This is a genomic window from Rhodoblastus sp., assembly GCF_019449565.1.
In the GTDB taxonomy this organism is placed as follows: Bacteria; Pseudomonadota; Alphaproteobacteria; order Rhizobiales; family Beijerinckiaceae; genus Rhodoblastus.
Map to the genome: position 1 here is coordinate 17167 of NZ_JAGRPM010000033.1, position 26669 is coordinate 43835.

General features: G+C 64.5%; 24 protein-coding genes and 1 tRNA gene. 12 read left to right on the forward strand and 13 right to left on the reverse strand.

The window, feature by feature from the left end; all coding sequences use genetic code 11:
• Positions 1-40: 40 nt before the first annotated feature.
• On the reverse strand, positions 41-880 hold the full coding sequence (gene cysQ / locus QZ409_RS08060; protein WP_296709155.1) for a 3'(2'),5'-bisphosphate nucleotidase CysQ: 840 nt from the start codon (positions 878-880) through the stop codon (positions 41-43).
• 251 nt (positions 881-1131) lie between these two features.
• Here cysQ and QZ409_RS08065 point away from each other — a divergent pair, with 251 nt between their 5' ends.
• Entirely contained in the window at positions 1132-1782 is a 651-nt protein-coding gene (locus tag QZ409_RS08065; RefSeq protein ID WP_296709158.1) for a histidine phosphotransferase family protein, read from the forward strand.
• A gap of 134 nt (positions 1783-1916) precedes the next feature.
• A tRNA-Ser gene (locus QZ409_RS08070) sits at positions 1917-2006 on the forward strand.
• Between the two features lie 115 nt (positions 2007-2121).
• On the opposite strand, the gene QZ409_RS08075 is transcribed toward QZ409_RS08070, so the two are convergent.
• Complete coding sequence (locus QZ409_RS08075) at positions 2122-2553, reverse strand: hypothetical protein (RefSeq protein ID WP_296709161.1); 432 nt, start codon at positions 2551-2553, stop codon at positions 2122-2124.
• Between the two features lie 577 nt (positions 2554-3130).
• Between QZ409_RS08075 and QZ409_RS08080 the strand changes: the two genes are divergently transcribed.
• Complete coding sequence (locus tag QZ409_RS08080) at positions 3131-3370, forward strand: hypothetical protein (RefSeq protein WP_296709165.1); 240 nt, start codon at positions 3131-3133, stop codon at positions 3368-3370.
• A gap of 23 nt (positions 3371-3393) precedes the next feature.
• On the opposite strand, the gene QZ409_RS08085 is transcribed toward QZ409_RS08080, so the two are convergent.
• The 5 genes from QZ409_RS08085 to QZ409_RS08105 all read right to left on the reverse strand — a co-directional run bounded on the left by QZ409_RS08085 (position 3394) and on the right by QZ409_RS08105 (position 7678).
• On the reverse strand, positions 3394-4896 hold the full coding sequence (locus QZ409_RS08085; RefSeq protein ID WP_296709168.1) for a S8 family serine peptidase: 1503 nt from the start codon (positions 4894-4896) through the stop codon (positions 3394-3396).
• A 24-nt stretch (positions 4897-4920) separates the two neighbouring features.
• Complete coding sequence (locus QZ409_RS08090; RefSeq protein WP_296709170.1) at positions 4921-5586, reverse strand: hypothetical protein; 666 nt, start codon at positions 5584-5586, stop codon at positions 4921-4923.
• Entirely contained in the window at positions 5583-6158 is a 576-nt protein-coding gene (locus tag QZ409_RS08095) for a sigma-70 family RNA polymerase sigma factor (protein WP_296709173.1), read from the reverse strand. Before QZ409_RS08095 ends, QZ409_RS08090 begins: the two co-directional genes overlap by 4 nt.
• Positions 6159-6290: 132 nt before the next feature.
• Complete coding sequence (locus QZ409_RS08100; RefSeq protein WP_296709175.1) at positions 6291-6590, reverse strand: hypothetical protein; 300 nt, start codon at positions 6588-6590, stop codon at positions 6291-6293.
• Between the two features lie 104 nt (positions 6591-6694).
• Positions 6695-7678: a magnesium transporter CorA family protein gene (locus QZ409_RS08105; RefSeq protein WP_296709177.1), complete on the reverse strand. Its 984-nt coding sequence runs from the start codon at positions 7676-7678 to the stop codon at positions 6695-6697.
• A 119-nt stretch (positions 7679-7797) separates the two neighbouring features.
• Between QZ409_RS08105 and QZ409_RS08110 the strand changes: the two genes are divergently transcribed.
• The 6 genes from QZ409_RS08110 (at position 7798) to QZ409_RS08135 (ending at position 14195) form a co-directional block, all read left to right on the forward strand.
• Complete coding sequence (locus tag QZ409_RS08110) at positions 7798-8763, forward strand: TIGR00730 family Rossman fold protein (protein WP_296709178.1); 966 nt, start codon at positions 7798-7800, stop codon at positions 8761-8763.
• 52 nt (positions 8764-8815) lie between these two features.
• Entirely contained in the window at positions 8816-10201 is a 1386-nt protein-coding gene (locus QZ409_RS08115; RefSeq protein ID WP_296709179.1) for an MBL fold metallo-hydrolase, read from the forward strand.
• 114 nt (positions 10202-10315) lie between these two features.
• Positions 10316-10609, forward strand: a complete 294-nt coding sequence (locus QZ409_RS08120; protein ID WP_296709181.1) for a hypothetical protein — start codon at positions 10316-10318, stop codon at positions 10607-10609.
• A 289-nt stretch (positions 10610-10898) separates the two neighbouring features.
• Positions 10899-11702, forward strand: a complete 804-nt coding sequence (locus tag QZ409_RS08125) for a glycosyltransferase family 2 protein (protein WP_296709183.1) — start codon at positions 10899-10901, stop codon at positions 11700-11702.
• Positions 11695-12849, forward strand: a complete 1155-nt coding sequence (locus QZ409_RS08130; protein ID WP_296709186.1) for a GNAT family N-acetyltransferase — start codon at positions 11695-11697, stop codon at positions 12847-12849. Before QZ409_RS08125 ends, QZ409_RS08130 begins: the two co-directional genes overlap by 8 nt.
• A gap of 65 nt (positions 12850-12914) precedes the next feature.
• Positions 12915-14195 carry an acyltransferase gene (locus tag QZ409_RS08135; protein WP_296709187.1) on the forward strand — a complete coding sequence of 427 codons (1281 nt, stop codon included), beginning with the start codon at positions 12915-12917 and terminating at the stop codon, positions 14193-14195.
• Here the strand turns inward: QZ409_RS08135 and QZ409_RS08140 are convergent, their stop codons facing one another.
• Both QZ409_RS08140 and QZ409_RS08145 read right to left on the reverse strand, forming a co-directional pair.
• Positions 14196-15542 carry an efflux RND transporter periplasmic adaptor subunit gene (locus QZ409_RS08140; RefSeq protein WP_296709188.1) on the reverse strand — a complete coding sequence of 449 codons (1347 nt, stop codon included), beginning with the start codon at positions 15540-15542 and terminating at the stop codon, positions 14196-14198. It abuts the gene before it with no gap.
• On the reverse strand, positions 15539-18724 hold the full coding sequence (locus QZ409_RS08145) for an efflux RND transporter permease subunit (protein WP_296709189.1): 3186 nt from the start codon (positions 18722-18724) through the stop codon (positions 15539-15541). The genes QZ409_RS08140 and QZ409_RS08145 overlap by 4 nt, the downstream gene beginning before the upstream one ends.
• A gap of 154 nt (positions 18725-18878) precedes the next feature.
• On the opposite strand from QZ409_RS08145, the gene QZ409_RS08150 reads away from it, so the two are divergent.
• From QZ409_RS08150 to QZ409_RS08160, 3 genes are all read left to right on the forward strand, one after another.
• The gene (locus QZ409_RS08150) at positions 18879-19751 is read left to right on the forward strand and encodes a transglycosylase SLT domain-containing protein (protein ID WP_296709190.1); all 873 of its coding nucleotides are present in this window, start codon (positions 18879-18881) and stop codon (positions 19749-19751) included.
• A 151-nt stretch (positions 19752-19902) separates the two neighbouring features.
• Positions 19903-20820 (forward strand): L,D-transpeptidase, encoded by a 918-nt coding sequence (locus QZ409_RS08155; protein ID WP_296709191.1) that lies wholly within the window; start codon positions 19903-19905, stop codon positions 20818-20820.
• Between the two features lie 288 nt (positions 20821-21108).
• Entirely contained in the window at positions 21109-21513 is a 405-nt protein-coding gene (locus tag QZ409_RS08160) for a hypothetical protein (protein WP_296709193.1), read from the forward strand.
• Here QZ409_RS08160 and QZ409_RS08165 read toward each other — a convergent pair whose 3' ends face one another.
• From QZ409_RS08165 to QZ409_RS08180, 4 genes are all read right to left on the reverse strand, one after another.
• Entirely contained in the window at positions 21514-22746 is a 1233-nt protein-coding gene (locus tag QZ409_RS08165; RefSeq protein ID WP_296709195.1) for a cell wall hydrolase, read from the reverse strand.
• A 237-nt stretch (positions 22747-22983) separates the two neighbouring features.
• Positions 22984-23337, reverse strand: coding sequence for a DUF559 domain-containing protein (locus QZ409_RS08170; protein WP_296709197.1), 354 nt, complete (start codon positions 23335-23337; stop codon positions 22984-22986).
• Positions 23338-23417: 80 nt separating this feature from the next.
• Positions 23418-25691, reverse strand: coding sequence for a glycine--tRNA ligase subunit beta (glyS, locus tag QZ409_RS08175; RefSeq protein ID WP_296709199.1), 2274 nt, complete (start codon positions 25689-25691; stop codon positions 23418-23420).
• Between the two features lie 40 nt (positions 25692-25731).
• Complete coding sequence (locus QZ409_RS08180; RefSeq protein ID WP_296709202.1) at positions 25732-26667, reverse strand: glycine--tRNA ligase subunit alpha; 936 nt, start codon at positions 26665-26667, stop codon at positions 25732-25734.
• Between the last annotated feature and the right edge of the window lie 2 nt (positions 26668-26669).

Here is a 26669-nt window from a genome sequence, read left to right on the forward strand (position 1 = left end):
TTTGAGGGCCGGATTATCGCGGCTCAGGCTGAACCGTTCATTAACAGACGCCGGACGCCCGGAAACGGGCCGCCGCCGAGGGGTCGCCCCAGGCGATGAAGGGACCATTGGCGAATTCGCGCGCCGCCTTGCCGTAGAGCGCGGGAGCGCCGGACAGGTCGAGCACCACGCCGCCCGCACGGCGCAGCACGGCGTCGCCGGCGGCGGTGTCCCATTCCATGGTGGGGCCGAAGCGCGGATAGACGTCGGCCTCGCCGGAGGCGAGGAGGCAGAATTTCAGCGACGATCCTATCGGAACGATGTCCCGGACCGTCAAACGGCCAAGGAAACGCTTGGTTCCAGTGTCGAGATGGCTTCGGCTCGCCACGGCGACGGCGTCGCGTTCGGGCATGGACCGGACATGCAGCTCCCGCCATTCCGCGCGGGGCGGCATGCCGCCCTCGGGTTCGGCGGCAAAGGTCCAGGCGTGGCTGCCGGCGACGAACATTTCGCCACGGGCGGGCGCGAAGACGACGCCTACCGCAGGCACACCATCGCGGATCAGGGCGATATTGACCGAAAAACAGTCGCGCCCCTCCAGAAACTCCCTGGTGCCGTCGAGCGGATCGACCAGGAAAAAGGGCCCGCCATCGATTTCTGGCGTTCCTCCGCTTGCGCAAAGTTCTTCCGCGACGATCGGGAAACGCGGCGCCAGGCGCACCAGGCCCTCTATAATGATTTCCTCGGCGAGCAGGTCGGCGTCACAGACCGGACTCGAATCGCTTTTGATTCGCGCGCGGGCGCCAGACGCCCGGACGCGCATGATGGCGGCGCCCGCCTTGAGGGCGAGAAAGGCGAAAATTTCCGCCAGGGCGTCGTCATCCTGCATTCGGTCCGTCATGGTTTCCCGCCGCTAACCTCGCGCTAACCAATCCCCTACATAAGCTGGGGGAGGCGCCCGCGAAAGGGCTTCCTCTCCACGGCGCCCAGCCCTTTCGTCTATCTCTTTCGCCTGAATTCGACATCCGTCTCCGCCGCCGCCGTCGCGCGGTGCGGACTTCCGGGTTCAAGCGAAGCCGAATTCGGGCTAGAGTCCCCTCGCGCCCGCGCGATTGCCGCAGTTGATTCGCCTGACCAGACCGGAACCATCTCATGAACATTCTCGCGCTCGAACCACTCGATCTCGCCGCCCTCCTGGCCTCGCGCGTCTGCCATGACGTGATCAGCCCCGTCGGCGCCATCGTCAATGGACTGGAGGTTCTGGAGGAGGACAAGGACGAGGGCATGCGCGAATTCGCGCTCGACCTGATCCGCAAGAGCGCCAGGACCGCCTCGGCGCGGCTGCAATTCTGCCGCCTCGCTTTCGGTGCGGCTGGCTCGGCGGGCGCCTCGATCGACACCGGCGACGCCGAAAAGGTGGCGCGCGGCCTGTTCGCCGACGACCGCACCCAGTTGATCTGGGACGCGCCCCGCGTGTTCATGCCGAAGAACAAGGTCAAGCTCGCGCTCAACCTCTGCCTGATCGCGGCGGCCTGCATCCCGCGCGGCGGCGTGATGCATGTGGTGATCGAAGGCGAAGGCGACGAGACCCGCATCGACGTCACCGTCAAGGGCCCGAATCTCAAGCTCGCCAGCCATGTCGCGGATCTGCTGGAAGGCCGCTCGGAAAGCGGCTCGGTGGACGCTCATGGCATCCAGCCCTATTTCACTGGCCTCGTCGCGCGCTCCTGCGGCATGGCGGTGCAGGTCACGGCCAGCAGCGAGGACGTGACGTTCAAGGCCACGACCGCCGCCGCCGAGTAAGGCTGGGCGCGGAGGGCGATCCGCCTTCTCGGTGAAAGATTTGCGAAAGGCGGCGTCTTCGCCTTGCGTTGGCGCGACAGGCGGTTATAAAGACGCGAAATTCGTCGGGGAGTTCCGCCCCCGGAAATACGAATGGAGGGGTGGCCGAGTGGTTGAAGGCGCACGCCTGGAAAGTGTGTATACGGGAAACCGTATCGCGGGTTCGAATCCCGCTCCCTCCGCCACTAACCCTTGAAATACGATATTTTTGCTTTTTTCCGTGAATGCGCATCGGCTCGCTTTAAGTAGCCGCGCCAATCGGCTCGACTTTCGCCGCCTGCTTCAAACGACACGCTGCACTTATTGCTTTTTGGGACGTTCGACCACTCGCTTGATTTTCATCCGCAGAGCAGGGTCGTCTCGAACTTTCACGAGGCAGGCAAGGCCCCTCCGCTTTTTTTCGTCGCGCGTCGCGGCCCTGAAGCCGATGGGGAAAACCCGGAGCGAAAGCCTCACCAACTCCCTGATGGCGCGCGGCGCTTCGGACAGTTTCTCGGTATGCGCGGCATACCACCATGCTTCAAATACCTGCGCCTCGATTGGCATGCCGCCCGCGATTTTATGAAAGTCCCAGCAGGCGATCAGCAGGAAAGGGTCGATCTCATCGTCCTCGAAGCCCTCGAGGACAGCGTCCGGGTCCCTGTCCGCATGTTTGAGGAAATTTGCGAACGGGCTCGCACTGCGAATTGCTTCCTTGAGCGAGATGCCGTGGTCGGCGGCGTATTCGTGCAAGAGTGTGACGACGCCGGTCTTTTCTCCGATCGTCGTAAGAATTTCGCGAGCCGCGCAGGTGAGCGAATAGACCGGGACCGGGTGCTCGCAAGCAAAGAAAAGCCGAACCGCGGCCCTGATATGGGCCTCCGCGACATCAATCTTCGTAAGCTTCATCTTGATCAACCCGCTGCACGCTTCAGGATTGAGCAGGCCCTATCAGGCGTCAATAGGTCGACGGCAGGTTTTGAGCGGCGCCGCTGGCGCGGCGCGACTATTCTCCGCGCGGACAAAAAAAGCGCCCGCCCGTACATCCGGGGCGGGCGCTGCGCACAAGCTTCACTCGCAGGACAGTGAGTAAGCATATTTAGTCTATTGAAAAGCTAGACAAAATCAAGGCCTGTGGCGGTTTGGCCTGAAATTTGGCCCTCACGCGGCCCTCACAGCCTGAAAAGCTCCGCATCGGCCTTGGTTTTCGCGCCAATTAACCAAAACGAAACGCCCAAGGGCGAAAATCCATTTCAAGACCCGGCGCGGCTGTATTCGCGGCGGATTTCCGCTGTTTGGTTTCGTCGGCTTTGAGTTCGGCATCGCCGCCATGAGCATTTTTCGATATTTTCTCGGCAAGAAAGCAAACGGCGCCCGGATCAATTTCAGCTCCGCCGAATGGCTGGATCGTTTCTATTTCCTGTCCGCCTATTTCACGGGCCTCTGCGCGCTTCTGATGATCGGCTATTCCATCTTCGGCGATCTTTCGCTGGCGCCCGAAACGCGTGAGCATAAAGGCTGGGATCTATCGCGCCCCGAAAAAATCGATCCGCGCGTCATCGGGCGCTGAACCCCGCAGTTTTCGGGATGGTTTCACCGCGCGCGCCGCAGCGCGGCCTGGGCGTCGGCAAGTCCGGCGCCGGCTTCTGGCGCGTCCTTGAGCGCAAGAGCGGAATCGCGCAGAATTCGGCGGACGCCGGGGCCGTCGAGGTCAGGGGCCTTCTCCAGCAGCAGGGCGGCGACGCCGCTGACCTCGGCGCAAGCGACCGAGGTGCCGCTGGTCAGATCATAAGCGCCGCCGGGCGCCGCAACCAGCACGTCGACGCCCGGCGCCGCGAGCGCGACATAGCCGCCCCGGTTGGCGCGGTCGTATAGGCGCGATTGCTCGTCCACGGCGCTGATCGCGATGACATGGGGATCGGCGCCGGGAAAGGCCGGCGGCGCCGCGCGGCCGTCATTGCCCGCCGCCGCGATCAGGATGATTTTCCGCGCCGCCGCGGCCGCCAGCATTTGCGCCAGCAGCGGGTCGGCGGGGCCGGCGAAGCTCATATTGACGATCCGCGCCTTTTGCGCGACCGCCCAGTCCAATGCCGCGAGCAGGTCCAGCCCAACCGCGTGGGCGCCGTCGCCCGTCTCGTCGAAAGCGCGGATGGCGAGAAGCTGCGCGCCCGGCGCGCCGCCGTCGATCTGCTTGTGGCCGGCGATGGCCCCGGCCATGCCCGCGCCGTGGCGGCTCGAATTTTTGGCGGGCGCGGCGAAAACATCGAATTGTGCGACCACCGAACCGGCTATTTCAGGGTGGTCCAGGTCGATGGCGGAATCGATCAGCGCCACCCGCACGCCCTTGCCCTCCGCGACGCGATGCGCCTCCGGGAGATGCAGCATGGCCGAGGCGTAGGACGCCGGCGCGGCGCTCTCCGCAGGGGCTTGCGGCGCGGGAGCGGCGGGCGAGGCGTCGTCCGCGAGGGCATAAATGTAATTCGGCTGCACGGAGGCGACGACGGGTTCGCGGGCCAGCGCCTTCAACACGATGTCCAGCGGGCGGTTATCGAAAAAACGCAGCCGATAGACGCGCTGGCCGAGCAAAGCGATGTCGCGATATTGCGCCGGCTCCAGCTTCTGGCGCCTCGCCAGCGCCGCGATCTGCCGATCGCCGACGCGGGGCCTGAATACCACCAGCGCTTCTTTGGGTTCAAAGCGCGTCTCGCCTTTGGGCGGCAGATCGAGCCGCGCGCTCGCCGCCAGAACTTGCTTTCGCTCCGGCGTTTTCGGCGCGGGCTTTTGTGACGCCGGGGGCGGCAAGGGATGCGGCTGCGCGATCTTCCGGCTTGGCGGCGCATGACGCCGGCGGGGCGGCGGCTCGTCGCCGGCCTGGGCGGTCGCTGCGGCAGCCCCCGCCGCGATGGCCGGCAGCAAAATGCCGGGGACCATGCCATATCCGCCCCCGCGGATGGGGCCGCCATAGCCGCCTTGCGGTCCCGCCGGAGCGCCATCATAACCGCCGCGCATCATGCCGTTGCCGTAAGTCTGCGCCGAGGCGGGCGCGGCCAGGGCGACTGCGACAAGTAAGGCGAAGAAAGGGCTCGTCAGCCTCATGGCTTGGCTCCTCACGGACAGCTTTTAAGGACTTGGCGCGGCGAAGCGCACCAGCGCATTCGCCTGACGCAGCGCGTCCAGTTTTCTTTGCGCCTCGGCGGGGGCGAGATCGGCGGGGCCAAGGCGCAGGCGATAGAAGCCGCCCGCGCGCGGGCCTTCGACGATCTGCGCGCCGGTCTGGGCGAGCAGCGCCCCGATGGCCTCCATATTGGCGCCGGGGACAAAGGCGACGAGCGCGTGGACGCCAGCGGCGCGGGTGTTGTCCTGCGGCCCGGAGGCCGTGCTGTAAGGCGCGTCGGGCTGGCCTGGCTTTGACTGGATCAGCAGGCCGGCCTGCAAGGCGATGACGGCGCAGGCCGCCGCCGTCGCCCAGCCCAGCGCGCGCGGCGAGAACAGGCCCGCCAGCGCGCCGCCGAGATCGAGCCGCGCCCAAAGGCCCGGTTTGCGCGAGGGTTCGGCGTCGATCTTCGCGAACAGCGCGTCAATGGCGCGCGCGGAGGGAGCGGGCAGGGCCTCGTTCAGCGCCAGGATTTCTTCGCGCTCGGCGCGCGCCGCCGCGACATTGCGCGCGAGTTCGGGATCTTGAGCCAAAGCGGCCTCGAAACGCGCCTGCTCGTAGGGGGTCAGCGCGCCGGCGACATAGAAGGGCGCGAGTTCGGCCAGTTCCTGATGAGGAGTCTGTGTGGTCATGGCCAGCCTCGATCGACGCCCGCGCGTTTGAGAATTTCAGACAATTTCTGGCGCGCGTAAAACAGGCGCGTCTTGACGGTCGCGGCCGGGACGCCGGTGATTTGCGCGACCTCCTCGACCGATTTCTCGTGATAATAAACCAGGTCGATGATCTCGCGATGCTCGACCGTGAGTTTCTGCAAACAGTTTCGCAAGGCCGCGCTCTTGTCGCGCTTGGCGATCTCGATTTCGGGATCGTCGGCCTCGTCGGCGATCTCCGCCGCCGCCTCTTCGTCATAAGGCGCGTCGCGTCGCTGGCGCACAAAAGACAGCGCCTTGAATCGCGCGATGGACAGCAGCCAGGTCGAAACGCTGGAGCGGCCCTCGAATTTCCCGGCCTGACGCCAGACGTCGAGGAAGACCTCGGCCAGAATGTCCTCGGCCCCCGCCTCGTCGCGCACGAAGCGCAGGATGAAGCGGAACACCCGGACGCGATGGCGTCCGAACAGGACCTGCATGGCCAGCCGGTCGCCCCCGGCGATCCGCTGGATCAGGTGTGGATCGTCGCGCGCTTCGGCGCCATCCTGCGTCATGGAAGCCTTCGGGGAGCTCAGCTGTCGCCGGGAGGTTCCAGCCTGATGCCCCAAAGGTCAAGGCGTCTTTCTTGCGAAGCGGCGGCGCGCTCACCAGAGCCCGCCGCCTTTTCGCGGCTCTTTCATCTGCGTTCATTCGCAGACCCGGACGCGGCCGAGATATTCGCCATAGGGGCCGAAGCGGCGTTCCAGGTGGCAATAGCCGGGGGCGGCGTAAGCGTCATAGGCGACGGCGGCGCCGATGGCTCCGGCGGCGAGGCCAAGACCGATTCCCGGACCCCAGCCCGGACCCCAGTGATGATGGAAATGGGGGTGCGGGTGGAACGGGAAAGCCTGCGCGCTGGAGGCGCCGACGAGCGAAGTGGCGGCGAGGGCGCCGGCGACGAGCAGGGCGCTGATGGTCTTGCGAGCGAAAGAAGAAGTGGCGGTCATTGTCGTAACTCCCAGGTTGGAGGCCATCTCATCGGCCTTGCATCCATGGGTCGTCGCGACCGCGCGAAAGGTTCAAAACTTTTTTGAAGAATTTTTCCGGCGGCTCACCACCAGCCGCGCCGCTTGAACCAGAGCGCGGGGATGAGCGCGCTGCACAGGATCAGCCCGAGGCCCCATTGATAGCCCCAGGCCCAGTCCAGCTCCGGCATGTTCTTGAAGTTCATGCCATACATGCTGGCCACCAGCGTCGGCGGAATGCCGACGACCGAAACCACCGTCAGCAGGCGGAAGATATTGTTCTGCTCGATATTGGTCAGGCCCAAAGCGGCGTCGAGCAGCATTTGCAGCCGGTCGTTCTGGGAGCGCGCATAATCGATCAGCGAGGCGACGTCGCGGCCCTGGGCCTTGAGCTTGGAGCTTTCCTCGGCGGAAAGAAAATATTTCGCCTCGCCCGAGACGAAGGCCAGCATGCGCGAAATGCCGAGCAAGGTGTCCGAGGCCTTGGCGGTGAGATAGCCATTGCCGGAAATGGCGCCGAGCGAGCGCTTCATGACGGTGTTGTCGCGCTTCATGTCGCCGTCGCCGCCTTTGCCCTGCTCGAAAATGGTCTGGGACAAGGCGTCGAGGTCGGCGGTCACCCGCTCCAGTTCGTCGGCGATGGAATCGATGATGCTCTCGATCAGCATGATGAAGGCGTTGGGCCCGCTGGCGCCGCGGCCATTTTCATAGACCCGGGCCGTGTGCAGGTCGTCGCAGGGCTTCATGCGGTCGAAGCGGATCGACAAGGTAAATTCCCGCCCGAGCACGAAGCCGAGTGGCGAGGTCCTCGCCAGCCCGCGCTCGGCGTGCACGATCATCGGCGTGGACATGAAGAGATGGCCGCGGTCGGTATAAAGCCGGCTGGAGGTTTCGATTTCCGACAGCCGCTCCAGCGTCGGAACCTTGATGCCGAGTTTGCCCTCGACGAAGGCGATTTCCTCCGCCGTGGGACAGATGGCGTCGATCCAGTTCACCTCCGGCGGAATTTTCTCCGCGTCGAGGGGAACTTCGACATCGCCCCGGAAATGTGTTGATCCGAATTTCAGCATGGATGTTTCGACGATCAGGAGGGCGGGGACTCGCCGAGGCCGCGCGCCCCGAGCGATATTCGCGTAATGTGCCTATATTGATAAGCGCGGCGCTCCCGTCCGCCAAGCGAGTCGCGACCTTGACCGAAATCCCGGACGAAACTGACAACGATCCCGCAATTCCCGTCCCCACGGCGCCGCTGGCGCGGCGCGAGCCCTTGCCCTGCCAGCAGCCCAAGCCCTCGCGCGAAGACCCGGAGGCGCCGGAGCGCGTGGGCCGGATCATCGCCTCGCCGTCCTATCGTGTCGCCAGCGCGGACCCGGATTTCCTGCAAAGCGACGACACGCGGGGTCTGCGCCTGCTGCTGGATTATCTCAAGCCGGAACTGGCCTTGCAGAGGCATGGCGTCGAGCGGGCCATCGTCGTCTTTGGCGGCACGCGCATCTGCGAGCCGGCCGAGGCGCGCCGCCGCGCCGACGAGGCCTGCGCGCGCCTCGCCGCCGCCGGGGGGCCGCAGGCCGCGCCCGACCTCGCCGCACGGCTCGACGTCGCCGAACGCATCGTCGCCGCGAGCCGCTATTATGATGTCGCGCGCGAACTGGGGCGGCTGATCGGCGCGGCCAATGATGGAGACGGGCGTCCCACGACCCTGGTGATGACCGGCGGCGGGCCGGGGATCATGGAGGCGGCCAATCGCGGCGCCTTCGACGCCGGCGCCGAGACCATCGGACTCAATATCGCGCTGCCGCACGAGCAATATCCAAACCCCTATGTCACGCCGGCGCTTTGCTTCCAGTTTCACTATTTCGCCCTGCGCAAACTCCATTTCATGCAGCGCGCGCGGGCTTTGGTGGCCTTTCCGGGCGGCTATGGCACGCTGGACGAGCTGTTCGAAGTGCTGAACCTCGTGCAGACGCGCGTGATGAAGCCCATTCCCATCGTGCTGGTCGGCGTGGACTTCTGGCGCCAGGCGGTGGATTTCGATTTCCTCGTCGCCGAGGGCGTGATCGATGTCGAGGACCGGGGTCTGTTCTGGTTCGCGGAAACGGCGCCGGAGATCTACGAGTCGCTGATCGCCTGGGAGCGCAAGGCGCAGATAGCTTGAAAACAGCGGATCGAGGCGATCCGCCTCTGCCTTTTTGCCGGGAGCCGACGCGATGAAATTGTCCTTCCACGGCGCCGATCGCGGCGTCACCGGCTCCTGCCACATGCTGGAGGCGGCAGGCCGGACGATCCTGATCGATTGCGGCCTCTATCAGGGCGGCCGGCAGATCGAGGAGGACAATGCGCGAGACTTCGGCTTCGATGCGGCGAAGATCGACACCGTCCTGCTGACTCACGCCCATCTCGACCATTGCGGACGACTGCCCTTGCTCACGCGGCGCGGCTTTTCCGGCGAGATTATCGCTACGGCGGCGACGCGCGAGCTGGCGCGGGTGGTGCTGCTCGACGCCGCGCATTTGCAGGAAGAGGAAGCGCGATTCCGCTCCCGCCCGCATGAGCGGCGCGGCGCGGCGAATGGGCCGGTCGAACCGCTGTTTTCCCTGCTCGACGCCATGGATGTGTTCGACCGTTTCGGCCGCGTCGCCGCCTATCGCAAGGTGATCGAGCTGGCGCCGGGCCTGCGCGCGACCTTTTTTGACGCGGGCCATATTCTGGGTTCGGCGAGCGTGCTGATCGAAGCCGATGAGGGCGGCGCGCGAAAAATTCTGTTTTCGGGAGACATCGGCAATTATGGCGGGGCGCTGCTGCGCGATCCCGATCCGCCGGAAAATGTCGATGTCGCGATTATGGAGACGACCTATGGCGACCGTCTGCATCGTTCGCTTCCGGCGACGCTGGAGGAATTCTATCTGGCGCTCAACGAGGCGTTCCAGCGCGGCGGCAATGTGATCATCCCGACCTTCGCTTTGGAGCGTACGCAGGATGTGCTGTTCTTCCTGCGCGAGGGCGTGGAGCAGAACAAATTGGCGCCCTCCATTCAGGTCTTTCTGGATTCGCCGATGGCGATCTCGGCCACGGAGATTTTCCGCAAACATCCCGAATGCTATGGGGCGGAGACGGCGCGGCTGTTCGCGGAGCGCATCGACCCCTTCGGCCCGCCCGGCCTGCATTTCTGCCGGGAGACAGCGGAGTCCATCGCGCTCAATTCGATTTCCGGCGGCGCGGTCATTCTCGCCGGCTCGGGCATGTGCACGGGCGGGCGGGTGCGCCATCATCTGCGCCGCAATCTCGGCCGTCCAGATTCCAGCGTGATCTTCGTCGGCTTTGCCGCGAAAGGCACCCTGGCGCGCCAGATCGTTGACGGCGCGCGGCATGTCATGATTTTCGGCGAAAACGTGCCTGTTCGCGCCCATATCTACACCATCAACGGTTTCTCAGCCCATGCCGATCAGGCCGAACTGCTGGCGTGGCGCAAGACAGCCAATCCGCGCCGAACCTTCCTCGTTCATGGCGAGGAAGAGGCCATGAAGGCTTTCGCGGCGAAGACAGGCGATGCGGATGTCGTCCTGCCTGAATTGGGGCAGGCTTTCGATCTCTGAGGCCAATTCGTCCCTATGCGGCCCTTATATTCGTGGCCCCGGTTTCGAATGGCGCCTTTGCGCGCGTCTGCGCTAGAAATTCCGTCATTCAGACCATTGACGCGGGAGGGCGCCATGTTGGCCGGATTTCTGCGTGAGGACGGCGAAAGCCATTTCGATCGGAGTGCGATCGCGCGTCGGCGCGCTTTCCGCCGGGCGTTGGAGATCGCGATCCTTGTTTGCGCCTTGAGCCTTTTGGGACTGTTGCGATCCGCGCCGCACCGCCCGCCATTCTGGGCGGCGGGGCAGGACGACGGCTGCGTGCATCTGGGGCGCGCCGGCGCATCCTGCCCGCAGCCGCGCGAAGCGGAACCGGCCTGCGTCTCGCTTGGCCGCGCGGGCCGGCTCTGTCCCGGCTCGGAAGACTGAAGTCTGAGGGCTTTTGATGAAAACTCAGGCAATGCCAATGCCGCCCGCCCGAATTCGGGCGGGCGGTCATGTTTTGAGGCCGTCGCGCCCGAGCCGCGGGCTCGCGTTTACCATAATTTTTCCGTGGAGAAGAAAATTCTGTTAGGGTTACGATCGGTTTTGGTAAAATTATACGCAAAATCGTCAATATTAACGACTTTTATATTACAGAAGTAATATTTCGTTAACCACGCGCCGCCTAGTCTCGCTGAAATCCCGAAATATGCATTTCGGTGGAGCAAACGCGTTCATGGCCCCCGATATTTCCGTCATCATCCCGACTTACCGTCGTCCCGGACCTCTCGTCGAGGCGATCGAGAGCGTCCTCGCCCAGAAGGGCGCAAGCTGCGAAATCCTCGTGATCGACGATTGCCCCGAAGGCAGCGCCGAAGAGGCCGTGCGGCCGTTCGCCGACCGGGGCGTGATCTATATGCGCTCGCCGTCGCCCTCCGGCGGGCGGCCTGCCGTTGTCCGCAATTTCGGCTTCAAACAGGCCCGCGCCGACATCATCCATTTCCTCGACGACGACGATCTCGCGCCCGAGGGCTATTACGCAGAGGCTCTCGACGTCTTCAAGCAGCGCCCGGATATTGGCGTCGTGTTCGGCAAGGTCGAGCCCTTCGGCGACATCGACGTGGCGTCCGAGCGCGACTATTTCGAGACGGCCCATCGCCGCGCGCGGCGCTATGGCCAGCTGGGGCCGAAGCTGGGCTTTTCTGCGGCCATGTTCTTCCAGCGGACCCTGCTCATTTGCAGCGCCGGCATGGTGCGCAAGAGCTGCGTCGAGGCGATTGGCGGGTTCGATCCCCAGCCGTCGCTGGCGGAGGACGTGGATTTTTACGCGCGGGCGATCCGTCATTCCGGCGCCTATGTGCTGGACCGCACCTCGATCCATTACCGCATCGGCCCGTCGCTGATGCGGCTGCCGGACCGCCAGCCGCTGATCGATTCCTCCTATCGCGCCATCCACGCCCGCTACCGCCGCGAGCATGGCCCGGTCGATTTCTTCGCCCTGAAGACCTTCGCCAAAATTCTGGACCGGCTCCATGCTTGAAATCGACACCATCGAAAGTCTTGATGCGCTTCAGGCCCTCGCGCCGGAATGGAGCGCGCTGCTTGCGCGGACGTCGCTGCGCACGCCGTCGAAATCCCCGCTGTGGCAATTGACCTGGTGGCGTCACTTCGGCGCCCGGCGCAGCCTCGCCTGCCGCCACGAGATGCAGGTCGTGACCCTGCGCGGCGCGGATGGCGCGCTGCACGCGGTCGCGCCGATGATGCTCACGCGGCGTCCCGGCTATGGCCCGGCTCTTGTGCGCGAGTTGCAGTTCTTCGGCGCCGATCCTTATGTGACGCAATTGCGCGGCCCGGTCTGCGCGCGCGAACATCTGTCCGATGTTGGCGTCGCGCTGGCGACTTTTTTCCGCTCGCGCAAGGGGCATGATCTCGTGCAATGGCGCGGCATGGCGCCGGGCGCCTGCGCAACCGCGCAGGGCGAGCGCCAGCCGGCGCTGGAAGATATCGATTCCTGCCTCATCATGCGCGAAAGCTGGGACGCCTTCCACGGCGCCCTGCCGAAGAAGACGCGCAAGCATTTGCGCAAGAGCCGCAACGATCTGAACGCCGCTGGCGTCGAGATTGAATTCCGCGTGGCGACGACGCCGGAAGAAACCGCGCAGGGCCTCGCGGCCTTTTACGATCTGCATTCGCGGCGCGCCGCCCTGACCGATGTCGCGCGCCATCCCGATGTCTTCGCGGGCGAGGCGGAGCGCGCCTTCCTCAATGATTATTGCGCGCAAATGGCCGGCGCCGGCGACATGCGCATCTTCCAGATCCGCGTCGCGGGCCAGATCGTCGCCGCGCGTCTCGGCTTCGCCTTCGGCGATCAGCTCTATCTCTATTTTTCCGGCTACGACCCCGATTTCGGCCCCTACAGCATCATGACGACCCTGATGGCCGAGACGCTGCAATGGGCGCATGAAAACGGGGTCGCCCTCGTCAATCTGTCGTCGGGCGTCGATCGCTCGAAGACGCGTTTCCGGCCGGAAATGATCGCCGCCGAGGGCTTTTATTCCGTGCGCGCGGGCTGGCGCGGACGGCTCGCCTTCGCGGCCATGCGCAAGTTGCGCGGCGGCGCGGCGGCGGCGCCGGAGCGCGACGAGGGACCGGAAGAAGCCGAGGCAGGGGAATTGGCCGGGGCCTGAGCGCCAGCATTTCCTTGACCGCGACGAGTCGCGGTCAAGGCGAAATGGTTTTTGTGGAGCGAAAGATGCGATTTCACGCCCTTGACGGTTTGCGCGGCCTCTGCGCCCTCACCGTCGCCCTGTTCCATCTTTACGAGTTCATGAAGGTTCCCTCGCCGCAGTCGATCGGCCACGCCTTCGCCTTCGTCGATTTTTTCTTCGTGCTGTCCGGCTTCGTGCTCGCCCACGCCTTTTTCGACAAGCTGGCGCTCAAAGGCGGCGGCTGGTCCTTCGCCATTCGCCGCTTCGGCCGCATGTATCCGCTGCATTTCTTCATGCTGATGCTGTTCGTGGCGCTGGAGGCCGCGAAATGGTTCGCCGCGCGCCACGGCGTCGCCATGCTGGCCCAGCCCTTCACCAATGAGAATTCGCTCTCCGCGCTGGCGTCCAATCTTCTGCTGATCCAGGCGCTGGGCGTGCATGACCGGCTGACCTGGAATTTTCCGGCCTGGAGCATCAGCGTCGAATTCTACGTCAACTTGCTGTTCTGCGTGATCATGATCCTGCCGCTGCGGCGGCCAGAAGGCGCCGAAACGGGCGCCGGCGACGTATTGCGCCGGAAGACATGGATCATGGCTGCTTTGGCCGTCGCCGGCTGCGTCGGCACGATCTGGGCGACGCGCGATAGCCATGCCGCGATGAGCTATGACTTCGGCCTGCTGCGCTGCATCTATGGCTTCTTCTGCGGCGTGCTGGCGCAGCGCCTTCGCGTTGGCGGCCTCGATCCCTTCGCCCGTCTCTCCGACAACGGGATCGCGCTTGGCGAAGTCGTCATGACCTTTGTCACGCTGGCGCTGGTGATCTACCTGCCGTGGTTTTGGCTCTTCGCCATCATGCCGGTTCTGTTCAGCCTTCTCACGCTGGTTTATGCCCATGAAAAGGGGCCGTTCTCACGCCTGCTGCTGACGCCGCCGCTGCACGCCATCGGCGAATGGTCCTATTCGCTCTATCTGGTGCACTACTTCCTGCTGATGCATGTGTTCGGGCGGCTCGCCTCGATGGCCGGCAAGAAGGGATGGCTCGGCCTCCACGCCGTTCCCGGCGCTGACAACGGCGCTTATGTCGCGGGGCTCTATCAGCAAGGGCCGCTGATGGTCGGCGTCGTGATCGCGGCCTATCTCGGCGCAGTGCTGCTGATGTCGAGCCTCACCTTCCGCTTCGTGGAAAAGCCGGCGCGGCGCTATTTCAACGCTGTCGCCGCGCGCCGCGACGCCGCCGCCGAACAGCCTGCGTCTCTGGCCGCAAATCCGGCTGCAGACTTGGCCGCGCGCCGGGCTGCGGCGCGGCGGGTCCAGGCTGCGGAATGATCATTTCGGCGCGGGTTCGGCGATCTTGACCTTCTGTCCGTCGGCGAGATCGGCGGCGGGATAGAGGATCACCTTGTCGCCGGGCTGGAGGCCCGAAGAAGTCTCGATCGAGGTTCCGAAATCCCGCGCGACGACGATTTTGCGCAGATGCGCCACGCCATCCTCAACCACCGCGACCTGCGTGCCGTTGCGGTTGAAGATAAGCGCGTCGGCGGGGATATTCACCGCCGGGGTCTTGCGCGGAATCTTCAATTCGACCTGGCAATAGACTCCGGCTTTCAGCATGCCGTCCGGATTGGGAACATCGGCTTCCGCCAGTAGCGTGCGGGTGCCCTGCTGAAGCGATTCCGAAATGCGGGCGACCTTGCCGGGGAAAACGCGATCGGGCATTTCCGGAATGCGCACCGCCACTTCGACGCCGGGCTCCAGACCGAAGGCCTGATCCTGCGGAACAAAGACCTGGACGCGCAGCGTATCGGTGTTTTGCAGGTTGAACATGAAGGTCGCGCCGGTCTGGACGAGCGAGCCGACGTCGATGCCGCGCTGTGTGATGACGCCGTCGAAGGGCGCGACGAGGGTGAGATAATCCCTCTGCTGCTTCAGCACGCGTTCCGCGTTGGTCAGAGCCGTGTCATTGGCTTTCGAGGCGCCGAGCGCGGCGTTTTTCGCTTCCTCGGTCAGCCGGTCGATGTCGCCCTGCTGGGCGGTGACCCAGCCCTGCCGCACCAGCGCCGCGCTGCGGGCGTTGGTCGTCGCGGCGAGCTTGGCGTTGGCGTCGTTCTGGCGCACGTCGGCCTTGGCCTGGGCGATAGCCGCCTCGGCCTGCGCGATCTGATGATCGAGTTCCGGCGCGGCGAGCACCGCGAGCACGTCGCCCGCCTTGACGTGGGAGCCGATATCGACATTGCGCTTTTCGACATAGCCATTGGCGCGGGCGTAAATATCTGCGGACGCATGGGCGAGAGTGGCGCCCGGCAGCTTGACCGGAATGAAAGCGGCGCCGGGCGCGATCTGCGCGACGCGGACGAGCGGAATCACATCCTGGAACTGGCTTTTGGCCTCCTCGGCCGCCAGCCTTGCGGCGCGGTTCTGCCACAGGCCCCAGCCGAGGCCAACGACGAGGGCCGCGCCGAGCCACAGGCCGAAACGCCGGCGCTGGCGGGCGCGCGCCTGCGCGCGTTTCAGGTCGCAAGCGGCCGGGTCCGGCGGACGCCATGAGCAGCCGAACTCGCCGTGGGCCTCATGCGTTTCATGACCCTCATGCGGCTGATGGGCCTTTTGGGCGCCATGGGCCTCATGTTGCTCAGGATCGTCGTTCTTGGGCGGGCTTTTCCAGACTTCGTTCATACGAGTTCCGCCTCCGGGAAGACGCCATGCGCGGGCTTGCCATCATTGCCGCGGCGCAGGACTGCAAAGAGATAGGGTACGATCAGCAGCGTCGTCGGCGTGGCGAACAGCAGGCCGCCGATCACCGCACGGGCGAGAACCGCATTCTGCTCCTCGCCGGGGCCGCCGATCGCCATGGGAATCATGCCGACGATCATGGCCGCCGCAGTCATCAGCACCGGGCGGATACGGGTATGGCCGGCCTGGACCGCAGCCTGAAAAGAAGTGGCGCCGTCAAGCTGCTGCTCGCGCGCAAAAGTGACGAGCAGGATCGAATTGGCCGAGGCCACGCCGACCGCCATGATCGCGCCCATCAGGGACGGCACATTCAGGGTCGAGCCGGTGACGAAGAGCATGGTCAGGATACCGCAAAACGTCGCTGGCAGAGCCAGAATGACCACCAGCGGATCGCCGAAGTTCTGATAATTCACCACCATCAGGAAATAGACCAGCACGGCGGCGAAAAGCAGGCCGATGCCGAGATTGCGGAAGGAATCCCGCATCGACTGGATCTGCCCGACCACCTCGATGCGGTTGCCGGGCTTGAGTTTGGGGGTCAGCTCGGCGACGACCTTGTCAATCTCGCGCGAGGCGGTCCCGAGGTCGATCCCCTGCAGGCTGGCGTAGATCTCATAGACCGGCTGGATGTTGCTCTGATTAGCGTTGGTCGGAGTGGCGCCGCGCGTGAAGGTGGCGACATTGGACATCAGCCCAGGCACGGGCGCGCCGCCATTTCCATTGAGCGACGCGGAGACCGGAATGTTCTTGATGTCGTCCAGCGATGCGATGCGCCGCTCCGGCGCCTGGACGGCGAAGAAATAGGGAATGCCTGAGCTCGGATCGGTCCAGAAATTCGGTGACACCTGCACCGAGGAGCTGAGCGCGATATTGAGATTGGTCGCAATCGTGTTGGCGTTCAGGCCGAGTTGCTGGGCGCGCGCCCGGTCGATCGAGGCCAGCAGTGAAGGCGCATCGGTCTCCTGTTGCAGATGGACATCGGCGAAGCCGGGCGCGGCGCCGAGACGGTCCCTGATCTCCTTGGCGACAGCGAGATTATTGGCGCGGTCATAGCCGACGGTGCGAATGTCGATCTGCGCCGGCAGGCCGAAATTGAGGATCTGCGTCACCATGTCGGCGGCCTGGAAATAGAACATGGCCTGCGGGAAGTCCTGACGCAGGGCGAGGCGCAGCTTGTTGATATAGTCCTGTGTCGGCGCGTGGCCTTCCTTCAGGGCGACGACGATCACGCCGTCATTGACGCCAATGGTCGATCCGTCGGTAAAGGCCAGATTATAAGAGCGCGCGGGCAGTCCGATATTGTCGACGATGCGCTCGCGGTCCTTCTCGGGGATGATTTCGCGTATCTTGTCCTCGACCTGCTGGAACAAAGCTTCGGTCGCCTCGATGCGGGTCGCGGCGGGCGCGCGGACGTGAAGCTGGATCTGGCCGCCGTCGATCAGCGGGAAGAAATCGCGCCCGACCAGCGAGAACATGAGTCCGGCAAGGCCGAGAATGACGACAATCACCACTGGAATGACGACGCGATGGGCGAGCAGGGATTGCAGCAGCTCGACATAGCTTTCGCGCATATGTTCGAAACCACGCTCGAATCCGGCGCTGATACGCCCGAAAAAGCCGCTCGGATCTTCGTCGTCATGCTTCTCGTGACGCAGCAGCAGTCCAATCATGATTGGCGTCAGCGTGCGCGACAAGGCGTAGGACGCCAGCATGGCGAAGACCACGGCGAGGCCGAGCGGCGTGAACAGGAATTTCGCCGGGCCGTCGAGGAACACCACCGAGGTAAAGACGCAGCAGATGGCGATGGTGGAGACCAGCGTCGGCACAGCGATGCCCGCCGCGCCATGCAGCGTGGCGTAGGGCAGGGGCTTTTTCTCTTCGGTCAGCAGGCGATGGGTGTTCTCGATGGTGACGGTGGAATCGTCGACCAGAATGCCGACCGCGAGCGCGAGGCCGCCGAGCGTCATGGTGTTGAGCGTATGGCCAAGCGCCGAGAGCACGACCAGCGAGGCCAGGATCGACAGCGGGATCGAGACCATCACCACAAGGGTCGAGCGCCAGGAGCGCAGGAACAGCAGAATCATCGCGGCGGTCAGCGCGCCGGCGATCAGGCCTTCGCGGATCACGCCGTCGACGGCCTCGCGGACGAAGACCGACTGGTCGAGCAATTCGCCGATCTTCAGGCCTGGCGGCGCGGCGGCGCGAAGTGTTTTGAGCGCGTTGCGCACACCATTGACAACGTCGAGCGTCGAGGCGTTGCCGTTTTTGATGACGCTGAGCAGCACCGAGCGCTTGCCGTCCTCTCGCACCACATTCTGCTGCACCAGCCAGCCGTCGTGGACCTGGCCGATGTCGCGCACGAAAACCATCGCGCCATTGACGGTCTTGATCGGAATGTCGTTCAGCTCGGCGATGCTGGCGGGCGTCGCATTGGTGCGCACAACATATTGAGTGTCGCCGAGCTTGGCCGCTCCCGAGGGCAGGGTCAGGTTCTGGGCGTTGACGGCGGTGACCACGTCCGAGGGCGTCAGGCCGCGCGCGGCAAGCTTGTCGGGATCGATATCGACCATGATCTGGCGATATTTGCCGCCCGACGGCGTTGGCAGAGTGACGCCTGGCACCGGCGCGAGGCCCTGGCGCACGCGATAGATGCCGTAATCATAGAGCTGCTGCTCGCTCATGGAGTCGGAGGTGAGGCTGAGCTGGAGCACCGGCACGCTGGAGGCATTGAACTGAACCACCACCGGCGCCTGGATGCCTGGCGGCATCAGGACGCGGATGAAATTGGTCGCCGCGATGATCTGGGAAATGGCGAGGTCGATATTGACGTCGGGCTGAAAGTAGATTTTCTGGACTGACAGACCATTGAGGGTCTGCGCTTCCATATTCTTGACGCCATTCACATTGGAACTGATGGCGAACTGGCTGTAAGTGGTGACTCGCTGCTCCATTTCCGGGGTGCTGAGGCCGGTATATTGCCAGATCACCGTCACGACCGGGATACGGATTTCAGGGAAAATATCCGCCGGCATGGTCTTGATGGCGATGCCGCCAAGGAACGCAATCAGCGCCGCGAGTACGTAGAACGTATGCGGAAAGCGCAAGGCGAAACGTACGAGGCCCATGAAACGCCCAATCTTTTTACAGAAGCGCCGCGAGACGCCGGCCGCGAAGGCGTCGCCGGACGTTTTTCACGCGCGAAAATCAAGTCCCCAAAATCGGCCTTTTTTAGCGCATTTGACAGGGGCCTTGCCTGCAAGCCGAATTTTGCGTTCGCGCATGCGAAAGATGGCGTCCGGCATTGGCGCGGCCGCCTTGCTGGCGACAAGCGCGGGCCTGGCGGCGGTTGACGGCCAGCCCGAGGGGCAGGCCGGGGGGCAGGCTTCGAGCGGCTTGCGCGGCGAAGTCTGCCGGATGATCGAGCAGGCCGCCGCCGCGCACAAGCTGCCGCCGGCCTTTCTCACCCGGCTGATCTGGCGCGAGAGCAGCTTCCGCTCGCACGTCATCAGCCCTGCGGGCGCGCAGGGAATCGCCCAATTCATGCCCGGCACGGCGGCGGAGCGCGGCCTAAGCGATCCCTTCGACCCCGAACAGGCCATTCCCAAGGCCGCCGAATTCCTCGCCGAATTGCGGCTGCGCTTCGGCAATCTTGGGCTGGCGGCGGCCGCTTATAATGGCGGGCCGAATCGGGTCGCGAACTGGCTCGCGGGCAGCGGGGGGCTGCCCTTCGAGACTCAAACCTATGTCGAACTCGTCACCCGCCACGCGGCGGAGGACTGGCGCGACGGCGCGGCGGCCGCCAAGCTCGACGCCGAACTCGCGCAGCCGGCGACCTGCGCCGCCACGGCGGAGGCGATCAACGCCCGCGAGCCGCAGCAATTCGCGGGTTCGACCCTCACCGCGCCCTGGGGCGTGCAGCTCGCCGGCTCCTTCAATAAAAGGGCGGCGCTGGCGGCTTACCAGCGGGCGCATCGGCAATTCGCCGGGCTTTTGGGCGATGGCGAGCCGATGGTGATCGGCAAGCGCGCGCCCGGGCGCGGCTTCGCCCGATTCTGGCGTGTGCGGGCTCCCGCCCAGACCCGTGGCGCCGCCCAGGCGCTCTGCACGGCGATCGAGCGGGCTGGCGGCGCCTGCGCAGTGTTGAAAACATGATACACTACTGACACAGAAGGCGCCGGGAGCAGTCTATCTTTGCAGGAACAGCCTTTACAAAGGCGGTTGCGTTTCGCAAATAAGATCGAGCTGTTTCGGCGCGGCCAAATGATGCTCAAGTCTTTGGCGCCCGTGCGAGGATTGGACCGCCATGTCCCCGATATCGAATTTCCGTACCGCCCTGCTGGCCGGCCTGCTTCTGGCCGCGCCGCAGGCGCAGGCCCAGCTGTTCTGGTTCGCCCAGCCGGACCCGGCGCCGCAGCCGCAGCAGCGCGCCAAGCCCAATGCGCAGCAACAACAGCGGCAGCGCCAGCCACAGCAGCAGGTCCAGCAGCAGCAGGCCCAGCCCCAGCAGCAGGCGCACCAGGAGCAGCAGTGGTTCTGGGGCCAGCCGCAGTCCGAACCGCAGCAGCCCCGTCCGCAGGTCGCCCGCCAGCGCCTGCCGGAGGACGATCGCGGCGCGGTTGTTGATCTCGCTTCACGCAATTCCCTGCTCGACGGCGGCGCCTATCGCCGCTCGGGAGCGGTCTCTGGCGCGGCCGCCAGCGCCGTGCTGCCGCCTGACGCCGATCCGAACTACTCCACTCCGGTGAATTACGATCCGGATGTGAATTACAAATTCAAGACGCAGAAGGAAGTCGCCGATACGACCGGCCAGCCGGCGGGCACGATCACCATCAGCACGGCCAAGCGCAAGCTTTTCCTCTCGATGGGCGATGGCAAGGCGATGGAATACAGCATCGGCGTCGGCAAGCAGGGCTTCGCCTGGAAGGGCGACGCCATGGTCGGCCGCAAATCCTATTGGCCGGGCTGGACGCCGCCGCCTGAAATGCTCGAGCGCCGCCCCGACCTGCCGGAACATATGGACGGCAGCCTCGCCAATCCGCTCGGCGCCCGCGCGCTTTATCTCTTCCAGGGCAACAAGGACACCTTGTTCCGCATCCACGGCACCAACGAGCCGAATTCGATCGGCCATGCGGTGTCGTCCGGCTGCATCCGCATGCATAACGCCGATGTGATCGACCTTTACGGCCGCGTCAGCAAGGGCGCCCGCGTCGTCGTGATGTAAGCGAGATCGCCCCACTAAGGCCTGACAGGCGCGTCGGAGAACCGGCGCGCCTTTTTCTTTTTCCGCGCGGCGTCGGCGCCCGGAGCGAAATATTTGGAACCGCTCAAAAAAGAGACGAAAAGACGCGGAACTTTTCGTCGCGATACAGCTTTAGTTGAACAACGAATGGCGGTCGCCCGCGCGCCTCGTCCAGGCGATCCGACCGAAAACATCCGGGACGCAGCTCGGCTGGAAGAAGCCGATGTCGTCGAAGCGACGAGGCGATGCTCAGGAAAATGGAGCAACGCCATGTGTGATTACTCTTTGGAATCCTATCAATCGCGGGCGGCGCGCGAAGGCGAGGTCTATGTCACTTCGCGCTTCCCGAGCGGTTCGATTGGCCTGGTGGCCCCCGAGGATCGCGAGATCGCGGTCTGCATCAGCTGCGGAGCCCGTCTGACTCTTGAAAACCTGTCGGAAGAAACCCGGAAGACTTTTGGTGTGAACGAGGCCGAAAAAGTCGCTTTCGTTCATCTTCGGGAAGGTCTGTATCGGGATGGCGTCGAATTCGCCAATGGGCTTCGCGTCGCCTTGAACAGGCTCGGCGTCGGCGTTCTGATAAGCCTGGCCGATATCGAGCGCGAGACTCCCCGCCGCGAACAGGAACAGGCGCCTGCCGCCGCGCGTACCGTCGAGCTCGAACCGGCGGAATGATCAGCCGGATTTGAGACGATAGAAAATATGCCGGCCGATTGTGTCGGTCTTCTTGAGCGACCGCGCCCAGCGCGGTCGCACATAATTTGCGTGATAATGCGTTGAGCCCCCGACGTCGGCGAGCCACGTCCTGCCTTCCAGCACCTCATTGGCGACGCGCGTCGCCTGCGCCCAGGACTCCCCCTCTGTAATGCGCAGCGATTTGCCCTCGCAGGCGAAGGAGAACTGGCAGGCGCGGTAATGGCTGCGGTTCTGGAACACCACGCCGCAAATGGTCGAGGGATAGAGCCCCGACGTCATGCGGTTGAGAATGACCTGCGCGACGGCGGACTGCCCCTCGACAGGTTCGCTGCGCGCCTCGAAATAGATGGCCTGGGCGAGGCAGCGTTTTTCCGCATCCGCGCGTTCCGGAGCCAGCAAAGCCAGATAACCGCGTTTTTCATCAATTTTGACCGCCGGTCCGCGCCTCGTGGGCGCCAACGAGGCGAGATTGGCCTCGACGGGGGTTTGATCCGCCGCGAAGGGCGTGCTGGAGGCGAGAGCGGCGGCGCGCGGGACGGCGGGACTGGCGCCCTGGGCGATCCGCTCGGCCAGCGCCGCCGGGCGCATGGTGAGGGGGGCCCCTGCGCCGGCGGAAGGCGAGGAGCCGCCGCCGCTTGGCTCGGTCACGGGCGTTTCGCCATCCTGCCACGCTTCAAAACTGGCGACGGAATCGGGGCCGGGCGCGTCGCCCTCGCTGGGCGTGAAGGTCGAGGCCAGGCCGCTTTCGTCCTGGCTGAAGGTCAGGATATTGCTGCGCATCCGGGTGAGCGCGTCCTGCTGGCGCAGTCGTCCGTCGATGGTGGGGCGCAAGCCGACGACAGGGTCGCCCTTGTGGCGGCGGTCGATCTCCGGAAAGGCGGCGGCGCCTTTCTTCAAATCCTGGCGCGGCTCGATTTCCTCTTCCGGCTGGCCGTTAAGCTGGTCCGGGCCGCCGATGATAAGACGGGCCTCGCGCAGCAGCCCTCGCCCCGAGCGTTCGCCGAATGAAGCCGCGAAAAATTGCGGCGGCGGGGCGAGATCGGCGGGAAAGACGGCGGCGCTTTTCGAGGAGAGCGGCGCCAGCGAGGCGCCGGCGGGGACTTCCTGCCCCGCGTCGGCGATGGAGGCCGCCAGCAGGCCGGCGCCGAGGACCCAGGGCGCAACGACGCCCATCGCCCAATTGAAATGCGCCTGACGCCGCGCCTTCCGCATACGCGTTCCCATGCTCGACAACGGAGCGGCGGCGCCGCTTCACAAACGCCCGTCACGACGCAACAGCGCGCGAAAGGTTTTATGGTTATCGCCTGTTAGCCTTGAGAGCGCGTTACCGGGGGCGGTGCGGCGCACGTCTCGATTTGGGACCGGGCGCCGCACCCGGCTTGCGACATTGGCGCCCTTCTCCCCTCGCGGGAGAAGGTGGCGCGAAGCGCCGGATGAGGGGGAAGGCGCTCACCCCAACAAACCGCAACGCGCCAAAACCGTATCTTCAATCATTCGGGGACGTGCCAAAATATCGGCATTCCAAAACCGCAGAACCTGAAAACCCTGGCTTTCCAGAAACGCGTCACGCTTGGCGTCGCGGAGGCTTTCCGCATGTTGCGATCCGTCCGCCTCAACAATGAGGCGATGCGCGAAACAGACGAAATCCGCGATATAGGGCGGAATCGGCGCTTGCCGGCGGAATTTCAGTTGTGACAGGCGGCGGGCGCGCAAAATGCGCCAGAGTGCGGCTTCAGCGTCGGTCGGCTGGCGCCGCATTTTTCGGGCGTGGGAGAGGAGATTGGACGTGTCTTTTTGCGGCAAGGGCGCGTCCCCCTCATCCGGCGCTTCGCGCCACCTCCTCCCGCGAGGGGAGAAGGGAGCTGGCGATCGGGGTGGCCGCCTTACGCGCCGCCGATTTTGGAGAAATCCGCGACCAGATGGATGGCGCGGCGCAGTTGGGCCAGCAGTTGCAGGCGGTTGCGGCGCAGGTCCGCGTTTTCGGAATTGACCGTGACCTTGTCGAAAAAGCCGTCCACGGGCGCGCGGAGTTTTGATAGCGCGTGCATGGCGCCTTCGAAATCTTCGGCCTTCAGCGCCTCGCCGGCCTCGCGCTCGGCGCGGTCGAGCGCGGCGGCCAGGACATGCTCCTCATGCTCGATGCGCAGATTGGCTTCGGGATGTTTTTCGAAGGCGCCGGCGCCGTCCTTCTTTTCCTCGGCCTTGAGAATATTGCCCGCGCGTTTGTAGCCCGCGAGCAGGCTGGCGCCGTCCTCGGTCTTGAGGAAATTTTCCAACGCATTGATGCGGGATACGATCATGACCAGGTCATCTTCTCCCAAAGCGAAAACCGCGTCGAGCAAATCGTGACGCGCGCCGCGGTCGCGGAGATAAACTTTGAGGCGGTCTGCAAAAAATGTGAGCAAATCCGCCGCTCGATTGATAACCTCTTGACCTTGGTCCAATGTTCGCTCGCGGTGACCACGCAGCGTCTCCATCGAAAACCGTTGTGTGGCATCTGCTGACGCAAGGCTTGCGTCAGCAGATGAGTTGATGTCCTTAATGATGTTGCCTAGCTCATGTACCTTCGCTTGGGCGAAGTAGGGCAAAATCATTTTTCCGATTTCATGCCCTAACCGAATGCGGAGATTGTTTTCCAATATAATCCGGATCATGCCCAGCGCAGCGCGGCGCAGTGCAAACGGGTCTTTCGAGCCGGTCGGCTTTTCGTCAATCGCCCAGAACCCAACCAGCGTGTCGAGCTTGTCAGCCAAAGCGACCGCAATGCTGACTGGCGCAGCGGGGATCAGATCGTTCGGGCCCTGCGGCTTGTAATGATCCTCGATGGCGACGGCGACGGCGCCGTCCTCGCCCTGCAGTTCAGCATAGGTGCGGCCCATCAGGCCCTGCACTTCGGGGAATTCGCCGACCACTTCCGTCACCAGATCGGCCTTGGCCAGTTCCGCCGCGCGCGCCGCCTGGTCGGGATCGGCGCCCACTTTCGGGGCCATTTCGCGCGCCAGAGCCATGATGCGGTTCACGCGCTCGCCCTGCGTCCCCAGCTTCTGGTGGAACACGATGTTCAGCGCGCGCAGTTTGGCGAGGCGCTGGTCGAGTGGCTTGCCCTTGTCGGCATAGTCCGGCAGCGGACCCTGATCGGTTTTCCAGAAATAGAGCGCGTCCGAGAGGCGGGCGCGCACGACTCGGCCATTGCCGGCCGCGATGGCCTTGCCGCCGTCGCTGGCGATCACATTCGACACCAGCAGGAACTTGTTGGCCAGCTTGCCCGTCTCGGGATCGCGCAGAACAAAGCATTTCTGGTTGGCGCGGATGGTGGCGCGGATCACTTCGCCCGGAATGTCCAGAAAGCTCGCGTCGAATTCGCCCATCAGCACGACCGGCCATTCGACCAGTCCGGCAACCTCATGCAGCAGGCCTTCGTCCTCGACCAGCTCCAGCCCCTGCGCGAAGGCGAGGTCCTTGCAGTCATGGAGGATGATGTCGCGCCGCCGCGCCGGGTCGAGCACGACCTTGGCGGCGCCAAGCGCGGTCAGATAATCGTCAAAACGGCGCACCTTGATCGCCTGCGGCGCCATGAAGCGATGGCCGTAGGTGGTGTTGCCGGCCTTAATGCCGCCGATCTCGAACGGGACGATTTCCGGCTCTTCCGTCTCTGGCCCGAAGGTGGCGACAATGGCGTGCAGCGGACGCACCCAGCGCAGGCAATTCGGCTCGGCCGAATGCGCGCCCCAGCGCATGGCCTTGGGCCAGGGGAAGTTCCGGATGATCGCGGGCAGGATCTCGGCCAGCACGTCGAGCGTCGCCGCGCCCGCGCGCTCGATCACGGCGAGATAAAACTGGCCGCCCTTCTTGTCCGTTTCGATCCAGGCTTGATCCAAAGACGCGAGCCCGGCGCTCTTCAAGAAGCCCTGCACGGCGGCCTCGGGCGCGCCGACGCGCGGGCCCTTCTTCTCCTCGCGCTGGTCGGGCTGGCGCACGGGCAGGCCGACAATATTCAAGGTCAGCCGGCGCGGCGTGACATAGCTTTCCGCCGCCTCATAGGTCAGGCCGCGCTCGACCAGCGCGTCGGTGACGAGCTTCTTCAGGTCGGCGGCGGCCTGAGCCTGCATCCGGGCCGGTATTTCCTCGGAGAAGAGTTCGAGCAGAAGATCGGACATGGTAGACTTTGCAAAAGAGGGAAAGGCGGGCGGGAAAGTCTTAAACTCCCGCGCCTTCGGTTTTCATCCAGGCGGCGCCGCAGGCCTTGGCCAGTTCGCGGACGCGCAAAATATAGCTTTGCCGCTCGGTCACGGAGATCACGCCGCGCGCATCGAGCAGGTTGAAGGCGTGGCTCGCCTTGATGCACTGGTCATAGGCCGGCAGAACCATCTTGTGATGTTCGTCGTCACCCTGTTCGCCAAAGGCCAGCAAAGCCTTACATTCTGCCTCGGCGCGCGAAAAATCGCCGAACAGCTTTTCGACATTCGCGGCCTCGAAATTATGGCGCGAATATTCCTGCTCGGCCTGCAGGAAGACGTCGCCATAGGTGATGCGCTCGTCGCCGTCGAGGCCATTGAAATTCAGGTCATAGACGTTTTCGACGCCCTGTACATACATGGCGAGGCGTTCAAGCCCATAGGTCAGTTCGCCCGAGACCGGCGCGCATTCCACGCCCGCGACCTGCTGGAAATAGGTGAATTGCGATACTTCCATGCCGTCGCACCAGCATTCCCAGCCCAGCCCCCAGGCGCCGAGCGTCGGGCTTTCCCAATCGTCCTCGACGAAGCGGATGTCGTGCAGGGCGGCGTCGACGCCGATGGCCGCGAGCGACTCCAGGTAAAGCTCCTGAAGATTATCGGGGCTCGGCTTCAGGATGACCTGGTATTGGTAATAATGCTGGAGGCGGTTGGGGTTTTCGCCATAGCGCCCGTCCTTGGGGCGGCGCGAGGGCTGCACATAGGCGGCCTTCCAAGGCTTTTTTCCGAGCGAACGCAGGGTCGTGGCGGGATGGAACGTGCCGGCGCCGACTTCCATGTCATAGGGCTGGAGAATCACCGCGCCTTTCCGGGCCCAGAAATTCTGCAAGGTCAGGATCAGGCCCTGAAAGCTCTTCTTCGGGTCGAGGGATTGGATGGTCGCTTCGGAGTGGGTCATCA